This is a genomic window from Pseudoalteromonas sp. S4492, assembly GCF_005886115.1.
Taxonomy (GTDB): Bacteria; Pseudomonadota; Gammaproteobacteria; order Enterobacterales; family Alteromonadaceae; genus Pseudoalteromonas; species Pseudoalteromonas gelatinilytica.
Genome location: NZ_PNCP01000108.1, coordinates 1 through 625, shown reverse-complemented (window position 1 = coordinate 625; position 625 = coordinate 1). Strand labels below are relative to the sequence as shown.

General features: G+C 43.2%; 1 protein-coding gene. It reads left to right on the top strand.

The genetic code is table 11. The annotated features are described in order from the left end of the window. Positions 1-625: IS3 family transposase (locus tag CWC28_RS20960; RefSeq protein ID WP_138625722.1), on the top strand; the 625-nt coding region annotated here is incomplete at both ends.

Sequence of the window (625 nt, the reverse complement as noted above, 5' to 3'; positions counted from 1 at the left end):
GTTAAAGCAATTACCTAGCACACGCCATAAAGAGAACAGTTCGTTACTTAAGTTTCTAAAGCATATTAGCGACCAGGAGCACTGTATCCCTGGCTATAGAAAACTATGGGAGGCAGCGGTAGCACATGGTTTTGATTGCAGTAAAGGGCGTGTGCAGAGACTATTACAAAGCGTTGGCTATCGTTCAAAATCAGGTAAGAGACGCTATACAAGCCGCGCGAAGAAAGAAGGTACAATCAAAGCGAGTAACTTACTACGACGTCAGTTTAATGTGAAGACAGCAAATACTGTGTGGGTATCAGACATCACACAAGTACGCTGTAAAGATGGTTGGCAGTATTTATGCGTCATCCTTGATTTGTATTCTCGTAAGGTTGTTGGCTGGGTAACAAGCCGGATAAACAACGCCGAGTTAGTTATTAAAACACTGAAAAAGGCATGGTCAGCACGCAAACCTGATGGTTCGAACTTGCTCTTTCATTCAGATCAAGGAGCTCAGTATGTCGCAAAGGAAACAGTGAAGTGGTTAACTAATAGAGTTGTCACAGTGAGTATGACTAGAAAAGGGAACTGCAGGGATAACGCATGCTCAGAAAGCTACTTCGCGCAGTATAAAAAGCAGTCG